This window comes from Gloeocapsopsis sp. IPPAS B-1203, from assembly GCF_002749975.1.
Classification (GTDB): Bacteria; Cyanobacteriota; Cyanobacteriia; order Cyanobacteriales; family Chroococcidiopsidaceae; genus Gloeocapsopsis.
Window position 1 is genome coordinate 61,761 of the sequence record NZ_PEIG01000001.1, and the last position, 12,622, is coordinate 74,382.

Annotated in this window: 8 protein-coding genes and 1 pseudogene; 4 read left to right on the top strand and 5 right to left on the bottom strand. The window is 41.6% G+C overall.

Features of this window, described 5'->3' with window-relative positions:
- Positions 1-45 precede the first annotated feature (45 nt).
- From purB to thrS, 3 genes and pseudogenes are all read right to left on the bottom strand, one after another.
- Positions 46-1,340: pseudogene (gene purB, locus CSQ79_RS00305) on the bottom strand (adenylosuccinate lyase).
- A gap of 249 nt (positions 1,341-1,589) precedes the next feature.
- Positions 1,590-4,736, bottom strand: coding sequence for a hypothetical protein (locus tag CSQ79_RS00310; RefSeq protein WP_099699226.1), 3,147 nt, complete (start codon positions 4,734-4,736; stop codon positions 1,590-1,592).
- A gap of 692 nt (positions 4,737-5,428) precedes the next feature.
- The gene (gene thrS, locus CSQ79_RS00315) at positions 5,429-7,252 is read right to left on the bottom strand and encodes a threonine--tRNA ligase (RefSeq protein WP_099699227.1); all 1,824 of its coding nucleotides are present in this window, start codon (positions 7,250-7,252) and stop codon (positions 5,429-5,431) included.
- A gap of 175 nt (positions 7,253-7,427) precedes the next feature.
- Here thrS and CSQ79_RS00320 point away from each other — a divergent pair, with 175 nt between their 5' ends.
- From CSQ79_RS00320 to CSQ79_RS00330, 3 genes are all read left to right on the top strand, one after another.
- A complete protein-coding gene (locus CSQ79_RS00320) occupies positions 7,428-7,748 on the top strand; it encodes a DUF2605 domain-containing protein (RefSeq protein WP_099699228.1) in 321 nt (106 codons plus the stop codon).
- Positions 7,749-7,890: 142 nt separating this feature from the next.
- Positions 7,891-8,208: a DUF2973 domain-containing protein gene (locus tag CSQ79_RS00325; RefSeq protein ID WP_099699229.1), complete on the top strand. Its 318-nt coding sequence runs from the start codon at positions 7,891-7,893 to the stop codon at positions 8,206-8,208.
- A 143-nt stretch (positions 8,209-8,351) separates the two neighbouring features.
- Positions 8,352-9,692, top strand: coding sequence for a GH1 family beta-glucosidase (locus CSQ79_RS00330; protein WP_099699230.1), 1,341 nt, complete (start codon positions 8,352-8,354; stop codon positions 9,690-9,692).
- 3 nt (positions 9,693-9,695) lie between these two features.
- On the opposite strand, the gene CSQ79_RS00335 is transcribed toward CSQ79_RS00330, so the two are convergent.
- Positions 9,696-10,913: a glycosyltransferase gene (locus CSQ79_RS00335; RefSeq protein ID WP_099699231.1), complete on the bottom strand. Its 1,218-nt coding sequence runs from the start codon at positions 10,911-10,913 to the stop codon at positions 9,696-9,698.
- A gap of 325 nt (positions 10,914-11,238) precedes the next feature.
- Between CSQ79_RS00335 and CSQ79_RS00340 the strand changes: the two genes are divergently transcribed.
- Positions 11,239-12,180: a TIM barrel protein gene (locus CSQ79_RS00340; protein ID WP_099699232.1), complete on the top strand. Its 942-nt coding sequence runs from the start codon at positions 11,239-11,241 to the stop codon at positions 12,178-12,180.
- A gap of 199 nt (positions 12,181-12,379) precedes the next feature.
- Here the strand turns inward: CSQ79_RS00340 and CSQ79_RS27215 are convergent, their stop codons facing one another.
- Positions 12,380-12,601: a ribbon-helix-helix domain-containing protein gene (locus CSQ79_RS27215; protein ID WP_228054993.1), complete on the bottom strand. Its 222-nt coding sequence runs from the start codon at positions 12,599-12,601 to the stop codon at positions 12,380-12,382.
- Positions 12,602-12,622: the final 21 nt, after the last annotated feature.

Sequence of the window (12,622 nt, forward strand, 5' to 3'; positions counted from 1 at the left end):
TTTTCTATTACCCATTACCTATTACCTATAATCATGCCCGCTGACTTAAATATCAAGTCGTTGATAAATTTGCTCTAGGTGTTTCAAATGTTGCTTAGGATGAAACACGTTTCGATTTCTTCTGGGGATAGCGACTGAGTTACCCGCGCATCATGAACAATTAAATTATGAAAATCGCCCTGCGGTTGATTCCAGGCTTGATGGGCGCACGATTGCACAACAGCATAAGCTTCTTCGCGACTCATACCCTTGTCTACGAGTGCTAGTAGTACTTTTTGGCTAAAAATGACTCCACCATAACAATTCATATTCCGTTCCATGTTTTGCGGATATACGAGGAGGTTTTGTACTAGGTCAATAATTTCCTTCAGCATAAAATGGGTCAAAATGCAAGCATCTGGTAGAATGACTCGTTCTACCGAGCTATGCGAAATATCGCGTTCGTGCCATAATGCAACATTCTCGATCGCAGCGACAGCATGAGAACGAATTATCCGTGCCATTCCGGTTAAACGTTCCGAACGAATTGGATTGCGTTTATGGGGCATTGCAGAAGAACCTTTTTGCCCTTTAGCGAAGAATTCTTCAACTTCTAAGACGTCTGTGCGTTGGAGGTTGCGAATTTCTACAGCAAAGCGTTCGATTGAGGCAGCTAGCAGGGCTAATTGTTGAACGTAATCGGCGTGAATATCGCGAGAAATAATTTGTGTTGATGCCGTATCAGGTTTTAAGCCAAGTTTCTCACAAGCGATCGCTTCTACTTGGGGGTCAATATTAGCGTATGTTCCAACCGCACCAGAAATTTTCCCTACTGCAATATCTTGCCGTAACCGCGTCAGCCGTTGTTGATGACGGATAACTTCTGCAAGCCAACCTGCGAGTTTAAATCCAAAAGTCATCGGTTCAGCATGAATGCCATGCGATCGCCCTACCATGACTGTATAGCGGTGTTTTCGCGCTTGGGTACGAATTGCACCAATTAAATCTTGCACACGCTGCAAGATGACATCAAGACTTGCAACAAGTTGCAGCGCTAAAGCCGTATCTAATACATCCGAACTTGTTAACCCTAGATGAATGTAGCGCCCTGCATCACCTACATACTCGTTGACATTTGTCAAGAATGCAATAACATCGTGGCGAACTTCAGCTTCAATTTCTAAAACACGCTGCGGATCAAAATCTGCCTTGGCTTTGATTTCTGCAACGGCATCGGTTGGAATATAACCCAGTTCTGCTTGTGCTTCACAAACAGCAATTTCTACCTGCAACCAAGTCTCTAACTTGTATGTTTCCGTCCACAATTCGCCCATTTCGGGCAGAGTATAACGCTCGATCACGCGTCCGCCACAATGAATACAACCGTCATATTTTACCGTTTAAATCGCTAACCTTGTCAGCTAATGTCGATTTGACTAATACTGAATTGGTGATTAAGTTTAAACAAGATTCAGCTTCAACAAAAAAATGTAAGTGTAGTTTTTGTTTGGGTCATATTCGACCTCAATGTGCTACTACGCTTAGCATACAAAAAAGCCTCCGGTGACGGAGGCGGTGTTTTCGCAGTTAAACTTTTGAAATGTTGGAATTTAACCAATCAAACCTCGAATACCGACAACCGCGATCGCACCAGCAATAGCAGATGCAGCTAATGAAGTCGCAGCAGCGCTAAATAACCACCAAGCCGCGCCAGCCACAGCTTTTTTGGTTTCTTCAGCTTGTTTCTGTGTCTGCTGCTTTAATAAAACAAGACGGCGTTGGACTTCTTCTTGCACTGCTTGCGCTCTTTGAATCACACTATTACGAGCTTCTTCAACTTGATTGATAATGCGATTGGCATCAGCTTCTGAGATATCCTCGCGAGAACTCAAAACAGAAACTAATGTTTCGCGATCAAATTGACTTAAGCGATTCTGTAGTGCTTCAAATCCTGCTTGTGGATCGTCAAATACTTTTTGGAAATCGGCTTTGATACCTTCATAATTCAATTCAGGACGATCTAGGGAATTGAGGTACTCCCGTGTTTTACCAAGAACACCATTAATCGTCGATTGCACTGTTTGCTGAACTTTTTGCACTTGCTCAACCAATTGATTGCGGACAGACTCTACTTGATCTACAATCTCGTTTGCTTCTTCTTCGGAAATATCTTCGCGTTGAGATAACAAGGCAACTAATGTTTCGCGATCAAATTGCTGTAAGCGATCGCCAATATTTCCTAAACCCGCACGCGGATCGTTAAGCAACACTTGTAAATCGCGTTTGATTCCCTCAGGATTGAGTTCCTCTTTGTTTGTATTTTTCAAGTAACCTTCTAAAGTAGCCCCAAAATCTTGCGCTTGCTTTTGCGCGCGAGTAGCTAAACGACGCGGTGCTTTAACAATATTGTTGATACTTTCTTGGACTCGATCGATTGCTTGATTAACTTGTTCTTCGCTCAAGTCTTCGCGCTGACTCAACAATTTCACTAAAGTTTCACGATCTACTTGTGCCAGGCGATCGCGTAGTGCTAATGAACCTGCTTTTGGATCGTCAAGTAATTTTGTCAAGTCTCGTTGAATACCTTCAGGATCAAGTTCCTCTAAATTAGTATTGCGTAGGTATTCACTAATTTTCGCAGTAGTTTCCTCGTACTGTTTCTTGGCTTTGTCTGCTGCTTGTTGTGGTGCTTGCAGAATCCTTTTACGTACCGATTCGATTTGATCGATATTTTGATTAATTTGCTCTTCGCTTAAGTCTCCTCGCTGCGATAATAATTGTACCAATGTATCGCGGTCAAATTGTGATAACCTTGCTCTTAAAGCACCTAATCCTGCTTGCGGATCTTCTACAAGTTTTTGGAAATCGCGCTTGATGCCTTCAGGATTTAATTCTTCTTTGTTGGTATTACGCAGATAATCTTCAACGTTTTGCCGGACTTCATCAGCTTTGGCTTGCGCCTGTTCTTGTACTTCTTTAGCACTATTGAGAACCGAATCGCGGGTACTTTCCAGTTGTCCTACAATATTATTTGCCTCTTCCTCACTTAAGTCATCTCGCTGTTTGAGCAGTTCTACCAATGTGTCGCGATCAAATTGCTTTAAGCGATCGCTCAATGCATCAAACCCAGCTTCGGGATCTTCTAATAATATTTTGAACTCTTGCTCAATTCCTTCTGGATTGAGTTCTTCTTTACCCGTAGAACGTAGATAATTTTCTACTCGCGATCGCAGATCTTCTGATTGTTCTTGTGACTCGGATTGTTGTACGGTATTGAGTACCTCTATGCGAAGACTTTCTATTTGTTCGGCAATATCGTTGATTTGAGACTCAAGCAAGTCTCCTCTTTGTTGCAGTTTTTGCACAACATAATCGCGGTCAATTTGTTCTAACTCACGGCGTACTTTTCCAGGGGCAGCATCTGGATCGTAAATAACGTCTTTGAATTCTTGTTTAATTGTTTCGCGATTAAGATGCCATGCATAAGAGTTTAGCAAGTAGTTATCTAAATCGTTACGAATTAAACTGAAGGCTTGAGGCATGTCGGCAACTTCCTCGCCAGCTTGTTTTGCTTTGTCTGCAACGTCACTGCTAGCTTCTTTGGCTTTCTCTGTAGTTTGACCCAGAACTTTTTGCAACTGCGCTGAAACTTTTTCAATATCTAAATCTGAAAGATCAGTTCTAGTCAGTAGTGCGCCAACCAAGGCTTCTACACCAAGTTGCATAGTTCTACCCATTGCCCCACCGCTTTGTTCCTGCTTCTGTGGTTGCTCCGACTTCTGTTCTGAACCAATAAGTTGCTGTAGTGTATTACCTATGTCGCTAGAACGCAGTTGTTCTGCGGTTGCATTTTGCAGGAAGTTAAGTACTTTTGCTTGAGGATTACTCTGTTGACCAAGTGTGTTCTGCCAAACACCTTCTAGCTGATCGGCGATCGCATTTACATCTTGTTTTGATAAATCTGTACGACTACTTACCAAATCAACAAAAGTTTGACGGTCAATGTTTTTAAGCACATCACCATCAGCAATTGATGGTAAGTCTGCATCTTTAAGAATTTTCTGAAATTGATTGCCAATTTCTTCAGCATCCAACTTAGGTAATTGCAAGTTAGCCAAAGAACTTTGCAACGTATTTTGAATTGCACTAGGGTCAAAACCTGAAGTTAATTCCCGACGAACGGCCGCTGTAATCTCTTCAGCAGTAGATACTGCTTGACCTTTTGCCACGTTAGCACCCACTGCAGTTGCTGCTGTTCCCATAAGTCCTTGCAAACCAGAGGTTGCTGTACTCACAACCGAACCAATTAGAGAACCTACTGCTGTTGAACCTAGCCAAACTAACAGTGAAAAAAACGTTGCCCAGATAACTACGCCAATAATCGCACCTAGCAAAGAACTCTCAACCAAGCTCAGTTTAACTGCTAGGAAACAAGCAACAAATAGCGCAATAGTAACTGTAATTAAAGTCCAAACTCCTACGACCCCTCCGATTTTGCGAATTCCTAAGTCTGAATCATCAGAACTTGTCCCTCCTCCTAAAGATGAAATTCCAAATGCAACTGAAAAGTTGGTCAGTAGCAGTTGAAATGCAAATGCCATCACGACACCCGCTACTAATGCAACTAAAAATTGAGGACCTGAAAACATGACAGATGCTTCTTCGGGAGTGAGAATTTCCTCTGTAACTATTGGTATCTGCGCTAATCCTGATTGAGTGATTTCTCTGCTAATTGCGATCGCTGCACCTTGAAGCATAATATTTACCTCATGAAGAAATAAGCGCACAAGTGATTGGTATTGCGCCGCTAGCGTAGTGTTATTATCCAGATTTATAGATTGACAAATTTTACTAATTAAATCATCTCTCTGAAGTTTGACAAGATGAAGGTTGCTTCTACAAACTTCGATAGAATTAAAGATAACTGTGTGTGTCCCTAAGTTATTTTACTTATAAAGTATTGTCGGAATAAGTTATAGGTGATGTAAAACGAAGATGGACTTAATTGTCATAATGAGTACGTAAATAAAATCTATGTAGGTAATCTGTATTTGATAAGTTTTGTTTAGTTATACATTTGTCTATCAGTCTTTTTTTATTAACCTAAAGCCTAAAAAAGCTTTATCAAATAGTTAATAACATAGTTGCATTTTTAAATTTTACTTAATATTTATTTAACCAAAAACAGCTAATATCGCAAAACTGTAACTGCACAAACATTACCAATTCGTGTTTCTTACTTTGTCATTGAGAGACTTCACAGCTAGTTTATGTTGTCGGGCTTGAAGCTGTTGGCATTTAGACAGTTGGGAGAAAGACTGTTGAAACTATGTTCGTCATTCTATCTAACTCCAATACTATGCCACGGAGACTAGATAAGGATGAGGACAACAGATATTGTTAATCCACAACCTTATTTTGTCGCACGCGACAAGCAGACTAAAAGCGCTTAAAAGTTATCGTGATTAGCGATCGCATCCTTAATTTTGTGCAATACGTCATCTACAGGCATAACACCTAATTCTCCCGCTGCACGAGTACGAATACTTAAACTATTCGCTTCGACTTCCTTTGCGCCAACAACTGCCATGACAGGAATTTTTTCCTTTTCAGCATTGCGAATGAGTTTACCAAGTCGCTCATTACTCGTATCTGCTGCCGCACGGATACCAGCTGCACGCATTTTTGTTGCTACATTCATGGCAAAATCTTGCTGCGCTTCACTTACTGGTAACAACCGCACTTGTGCTGGAGCTAACCATAATGGAAAATCTCCTGCATACTCCTCAATCAAAATCCCGATTAGTCGTTCCAAAGAACCAAAAGGTGCGCGGTGAATCATTACCGGACGTTTGCGCGTACCATCTTCAGCAACGTACTCTAAATCAAATCGTTCAGGTAAATTGTAATCAACTTGCACAGTACCAAGCTGCCACTCGCGTTCTAGGGCATCTTTAACAATAAAGTCAAGTTTGGGACCGTAAAATGCAGCTTCTCCGACACCCTCAAAGTGATCCATCCCCAAAGTTTCTACAGCACGACGAATCGCGTTTTCAGCTTTGTTCCATGCATCATCAGAACCAATGTATTTATCTGAATTTGGATCGCGGAAGCTGAGTCGGGCTTTAAAGTTTTGATCGAGTCGCAAACTTTTAATCACAGACAAAATCAAATCTACGACATTCAAAAATTCATTATCTAGTTGTTCTGGTGTCACAAACAGGTGTGCGTCATCCTGAGTAAAGCCGCGTACCCGCGTGAGTCCGCCAAGTTCTCCAGATTGTTCATAGCGATATACCGTGCCAAATTCTGCTAAACGCAGTGGTAGTTCTCGGTACGAACGTAACTCACTTTTATAAATCTGGATGTGGAAGGGACAATTCATTGCTTTTAAAACAAAGCCTTCCTCTTCCTTTTCACCCATCATCGGGAACAAGTCGTCTTTGTATTTTTGCCAGTGACCTGATATTTTGAACAATTCCACTCGACTAATGTGTGGAGTGACAACAGGTTGATAGCCTCGATTAATTTGTTCTTGCTTCAAAAAGTCTTCTAAAACACTACGCAGAATAGTTCCTTTTGGCGTCCACAATGGTAAACCAGGACCAACATCATCGCTAAAAACAAAGAGTCCTAATTCTTTCCCTAGCTTGCGGTGATCGCGCCGTAGTGCTTCTTCTTTACGGCGTTTGTACTCGGCAAGTTGTTCTGGAGATTCCCACGCCGTGGCATAGATTCGTTGCAACTGTGCTTTCGTTTCATCACCACGCCAGTACGCCCCAGCAACACTTTCTAGTTCTATTGCTTTGGGGCTAAGTTCACTCGTATTCTCAAGGTGGGGACCTGCACACAAATCCCACCACTCATCTCCTAAGTGGTAAATTGTAATCGGCTCTTGCTTGATATCATCAAGAATTTCTAGCTTGTATGGTTCGTTAATTGCTTTAATCCGTCGTTGGGCTTCTTCACGGCTAACTTCTTCGCGAACGACTGGCAATTTGCGGTTAATAATTTTCACCATCTCTTTTTGGATGGCTTTTAAGTCTTTTTCGGTAAATGGCTCTGGATTGTCAAAATCATAATAGAATCCGTTCTCAATCCAAGGACCAATCGTTACTTGCGCTTTGGGAAACAACTTCTGTACTGCCATCGCCATGATGTGAGACGCAGTGTGACGAATTTTCTTCAAAGTCTCCGATTCACTGGTACGCGGCAATTGAATCTTAGGTTGCTGCTGTGCGGGAGATTGAGCAGATGACATTTGTTGAACCATTGGCGGTAACTGAAATTAAGCGATCGCAATTCTCACTGCCTCTATCTTATCGGTACTTATCATTAACTCGCAGCAATTTATGCTCGTTCTTCCAAATTACATCCCTTGGCAGAATGTTAACAATTGTAAATAAAGTTAAGATTAAGAAATAGGAGAGTAATTTAGTGTTTGCTTTATGCTTAACTCCAATCTACCAGAGCCTGAATTGCTCAAAACCATATTGCAACCGCTGCTTGAGGACTTTCAGTATTGGTTTGGGCGATCGCGCCATCTTCTAGAAACCGAGCAAATCGCTTTTCTAGATGAGCAACAACAGTTTGACTTGCTTGAGCGCGTTAAGCAAGCACAGCAGGAGGTCAACTCAGCACAAATATTATTTAAAGTGACAGGGGGACAAGTGGGTATCGATATGGCAGTAATGATGCCTTGGCACCAGTTACTGACAGAATGCTGGAAAGTTGGAATGCGGTTTCGCTCGGAGCAGTCTCATAAATGAAAAAGAATATCAGACAACTCTTAAGATTTCTGAGATACTCATTATAAATGATGGTTGATTAGCTAAAATGCTGCCCTGCAAAATCAACTGTTTAGACAATAAAACCATAATAAATCTGCTGGCTGCCTTGGAGAATAATGCAATGTTACACCTGCTTTACATTTTAGCTTTTACAATTCTTGCCTTAATTGCCGTCAGTAACTTAATTCGCAATCTTTTAATGTTCAGCCGAGAACGTGACAGAACTTATCCAGCGAGATCGCCTCAAAACAGCCAAGGTAGCTATTCTGCTTCACCTCGTTCTGTACCGCATCCAGAGCTACTGGATACGGCAGGAAACATCATCAAAGATCCGCTGTTGGTCATTCGCTCAATCAGTGTCGAAGATGCACGTCAGCAACTAGACGCTCTCTATGAGTCTTCTCCTGGCTACAAAGGTGAAAACCAAGAGGAAGCATAACTCAATCTCAACTTATTTAAAAAGCAATTGGCAGTTAGCTAACAGCACTAACAGTTCATTTTGCTTGAGTTGAACTGTGACTTAGAGTTATCAAGCTATTGAGTCAATTCACATCAAATCAGAAGTATTTAGATTAGGACTTAGTGTTGCAATTTCCAGAAAAATTTCTTTGGGGTGCTGCCACCTCTGCTTATCAAATTGAAGGCGCGTGGAACGAAGATGGTAAGGGAGAAAGCATTTGGGATACTTTTACACACCGTCTTCATACAATACATAACAATGAAATTGGCGATATTGCCTGTAACCACTATCATCAAATGCCCGAAGATGTGGCTTTAATGAAAGAACTAGGACTACAGACGTACCGCTTTTCGATTTCTTGGTCGCGGGTATTGCCACAAGGCAAAGGTGCAATTAATCACAAAGGACTCGATTTCTACGATCAACTAGTAGATCAATTACTAGCAGCAGAAATTATCCCAAACGCTACGCTATTTCATTGGGATTTGCCTCAAGCATTGCAAGATCGAGGTGGTTGGAATAATCGCGACAGTGTCGAGTGGTTTTGCGAGTATGCACAACTAATGTTTCAGCGTTTAGGCGATCGCGTTCCATTGTGGTCTACGCACAACGAACCTTGGTCACACGCTTTTCAAGGATATAGCTTTGCAAATCATGCTCCAGGAATTGCCTGTGCTGCCCAAGCATATCAAACTGTACATCACTTATTGTTATCGCATGGCAAGGCAGTACAACTATTTCGTCAAGGAGGTTATAAAGGGGAAATTGGTATAGTTTTAAGCTTTCGGCATTACTTAAGCGCCAGTGACAGTGAAAGCGATCGCGCTGCGTGTCAACGCGCGTATGAAGACAAAGTATCAATGTTTCTGCAACCACTATTTCGAGGATATTATCCAGAAAATTTAATCGATTGGTTAGGTACGCAAGCTCCGCAAATTCACGATGGCGACTTAGAATTTATTCAGCAACCAATTGATTATTTAGGTGTGAATTATTACTACACATTGTCAGTATCTTTTGCATCGAGTGGTGGTTTACTCAAGCTCAAATCTGTGCCTTTTTCTGCGCCAGGTTGGGGTCATACTGAAATGGGCTGGGGTGTTAATCCAGAAGGCTTAAAAGCAGTATTGCTTGATATTAAAGAAAACTACGGCAATCCTAAGATTTATATTACTGAAAATGGCTGTGCATTGGAAGATCAACCGGATACCACAGGATTTGTTGCTGATTGGGGACGTATAAATTATTTGAGAGATCACTTACGAGCAATACACAAAGCAATTCAAACAGGAGCGAATATTCAAGGCTATTATCTTTGGAGTTTTCTAGATAATTTTGAGTGGTCGCATGGATACCGACCGCGCTTTGGTATTGTGCGCGTAGATTTTGAGACGTGTAAACGTACTCCGAAACAAAGTGCTTACTGGTATCAAGAAGCGATCGCCCGAAATGGCACAGAGTAGCCGCTAGGAATCTAGATAACTTTGAATAATCTCTACTGCCCGTCCAACTCCATCTTCTGCACGAATGCGATCGCCTAAAGCAAGAGCATTGTTCGTCATAGTTTCATTGCAAATCACATTTTGAATTGCTGCTACAAACTGATCGCGAGTGAGTTCTTTTTGAGGAATTGGCAAGGTTCCTACACCTAAATCTGCAACTCGTTGTCCCCAAAACGGTTGATCGACGCCGAAGGGAATCACTACTGAAGGAACACCTGCCCGTAAAGCTGCGGCTGTTGTACCTGCGCCACCGTGATGAACTACCGCACAACACAGAGGAAACAACCAGTCATGAGAAATGTTGCCAGTCATTGGAAATACATTATCTGGTAAATCAACACCTTGTAAACCTCCCCAATTCGACAAAATACCGCGCTGTTTTGTTTGCATCAAAGCGTCTAGTATCAAATTTGTGACGACTTCTGGACTTCGTTCGCTCATGCTACCAAAGCCAATGTAAATTGGTGGCACTCCTGATTCAATAAAATTAACTAAATCTATTGGTGGTTGCCACTGGGAATCTTCTAAAAACCAATAGCCCGTAACATAAGCCCAATCTGACCAATCTTTCGGCTTGGGAACTACAGTCGGGCTAAAACAATGAAGAATTGGTATTTGCTGCTGTTGTAAATGAGAGTAAAGACCTGCGAAAGGTACTGGTGGTAAGTTTAAATTCTGCCGCCAGTAATTAATTTTTTTTCGCACTGATTGCCAACGCAGTTGTTCGTGAATGACATACGTTAACCAGTTGTAAGCGCCACCAACATTGATGGGAGTTGTGTAAAGTGGATGGGGAAATGCTCGTGTACGAGTTAATGGATTTGTAAACGCCGCAAAGCACGGTACTTGTAGTTTTTCAGCAATATGATAGCCAGGTAAGGCAACTTGAGAATAAATAATGGCTTCTGTGTCTTGACAGCAGTTCCAGCAATCTTCTAAAAGTTGTTCTAGGCTATCACAGAAGATTTGCCAGTAATCAACATTTTTTGCTAAAGCTTGAATATATTCTTGAGGATTTGTGCCTACTGCTGCAAAGTCTAATCCATGACTGCGCACGAATTGTGCAAATCGAGCATAAGACACAATTTGTATTTGATGACCAGCTGCTTGTAACCCTAACCCTAATGCTATATAGGGCTGCACATCACCTCGACTACCAATCGCTAAGATCGTTATTTGCATATTATTTTCTGGTCATCTTGGATTAAAAATAGGTATACCGATTCTTAATTAAAAGAATTCACGGGCAAATCTAACGGGAGATAGAGGAAAACTAGTCAAACTTCGTGTTTGCTCATGATTGTGGTTTATGCTAAGACTTGTATGAAACATTTACATTTTTTTCAATCTATCTTGAACTTATATTTTTTGCTGAGTCCTAGCTATACAGAATAGTTGACAGAGTTTGTCGCCTATCTAAAGGAGGAGGCATTATTATGGTTATTTCGCTAAACATAAATAATTGTAAAGAAATTCTCAGAATTCACCCACGCCACTAGGAGAAATAATGCAGGGAATTCGCGTTGCTAATGCCCCTTGTTCTTGGGGTGATTTGGGAGTGCAAGGACTTGAGGGTGAAAGTATTGGTTATCAACAAATGTTGGACGAGCTAGTGGAAACTGGCTATGTTGGTACTGATTTAGGTGACTGGGGATATATGCCTACAGATCCAAATCAGTTAACAGCTGAACTTGAGCGCCGTAATCTCACAATCATCAGTGGCTATGTTCCAGTAGCTGTGAAAAATCCAGAATCACATCAACAAGCTGAAGCACAGGCTCTCAAAATTGCCCGATTGCTGTCGGCAGTGGCAAACACAAGTGATAGTCAAAAAAGCCGCCCTTTCATGGTGGTAATGGATGAAATTGGTGCTGTCCCTGTACGAACGCAAAATGCAGGAAGAGTTGAGCCAGGAATGGAGTTAAGCGACGAGGAGTGGGGTAAATGCATTGCAGGGGCTGAGCAGATTGCACGCGCAATTCGGGATGAAACAGGAATGCGGACAACGTTTCATCATCATTGTGCTTCTTATCTAGAAACACCAAAAGAAATTGCCCACTTTTTAGAGCAAACTGATCCCAATTTGATTGGCTTAACTTTAGACACTGGACACTATGCTTATGGTGCGGCTACAGATGATGCGCAGTCTGTATTAGAAGCTTTTGAGCGCTTTGGCGATCGCATCTGGCACGTACATTTTAAAGACTGTGACTTTGAACTTGCCCAAGCCTCCCGCAACCAAGGTTGGGATTATTTTGAGGCTGTGCGTCGCGGGCTATTCTGCGAACTTGGCAAAGGTGGCGTTGATTTTCCTGCGGTAGTTGCTTGGCTGCGCGAACATAACTATGACGGTTGGATTGTTGTCGAACAAGATGTACTTCCTGGCATGGGAACTCCTAAACAAAGTGCTCAGCGCAATAGAGAATATTTAAAGCAATTAGGATTGTAAAAAGTTAGCATCACCGCTCTTTGAGTGGAGTTATGAGTTATGAATTTTGAGTTTTGAATTTTAGAAAACATTTGTAACATTCTTAACTCAACATTCTTGAAAGCCTCCAATGCTTTATTCCCTGACTTTAGGTATGGGATTCAACTCAACACTCAAAACTCAACACTCAAAACTCTTTTCCCTTCTACTATGGAGAGTTCTATTGCCGACTTTTTGAATCGCTATGTTGTTGTCGCAAGTTGAGTAAAGAAACCGTTACATGGTTATGAGTATCACCTGTGGAGGCATCGGGTATCTTCTTTTTGAGTCTGCGAACAAATTCACGAATGACATCTGATTGAGTTCGCTCAACTTGCATGCAGTATTGCCTAAGTATTTCTAACTCATCATCGGAAAGCCTAACAAACAGTCCTTTTTTCATGATCTTGTGTTATCAAAATGA

Coding starts and splice junctions, on each gene's coding strand:
- CSQ79_RS00310 (WP_099699226.1), bottom strand. CDS start 4,736: ATGCTTCAAGGTGCAGCGATCGCAATTAGCAGAGAAATCACTCAATCA.
- CSQ79_RS00335 (WP_099699231.1), bottom strand. CDS start 10,913: ATGCAAATAACGATCTTAGCGATTGGTAGTCGAGGTGATGTGCAGCCC.
- CSQ79_RS27215 (WP_228054993.1), bottom strand. CDS start 12,601: ATGAAAAAAGGACTGTTTGTTAGGCTTTCCGATGATGAGTTAGAAATA.
- thrS (WP_099699227.1), bottom strand. CDS start 7,252: ATGGTTCAACAAATGTCATCTGCTCAATCTCCCGCACAGCAGCAACCT.
- CSQ79_RS00340 (WP_099699232.1), top strand. CDS start 11,239: ATGCAGGGAATTCGCGTTGCTAATGCCCCTTGTTCTTGGGGTGATTTG.
- CSQ79_RS00325 (WP_099699229.1), top strand. CDS start 7,891: ATGTTACACCTGCTTTACATTTTAGCTTTTACAATTCTTGCCTTAATT.
- CSQ79_RS00320 (WP_099699228.1), top strand. CDS start 7,428: ATGCTTAACTCCAATCTACCAGAGCCTGAATTGCTCAAAACCATATTG.